Source organism: Myxococcaceae bacterium JPH2, from assembly GCA_016458225.1.
Classification (GTDB): domain Bacteria; phylum Myxococcota; class Myxococcia; order Myxococcales; family Myxococcaceae; genus Citreicoccus.
The window spans coordinates 1-344 of sequence record JAEMGR010000140.1; the positions used below are offsets into that span (position 1 = coordinate 1).

Annotated in this window: 1 protein-coding gene; it reads right to left on the reverse strand. The window is 67.7% G+C overall.

The features are described 5' to 3' along the window. Positions 1–344, reverse strand: a 344-nt coding sequence (locus JGU66_36480; GenBank protein ID MBJ6766274.1) for a non-ribosomal peptide synthetase, incomplete at both ends; no start/stop codon positions are given.

Below are 344 nucleotides of genomic sequence, written 5' to 3' on the forward strand. Positions count from 1 at the left end.
AGGAGGACGGAGAAGAGTGTCTTCCCCTCGCGGATGCCCAGGAGCTTGAGCCGCTGCGTCAGCGGGAGCGGCAACGACAGTTCGAGCCGGGCGCCGCGCGTATCCAATTGCGCCGGGCGCGGCCTGTCGGTGGGGAGCTCGAGGAAGGCCTCGGGGTCGAGGTGCTGACGCCAGTAGTTGAGCTGTGATTCGAGCGCGTCGTCGCGCAACCACTGGCGCTGCCACACGGCGTAGTCCGCGTACTGCACGGGCAACTCAGCCAGGGGTGAGTCGTGCTTCGCCGCGAAGGCTTGATACAGCTCGGCCAGCTCCCGCACGAGCACGCCCATGGACCAGCCATCCGA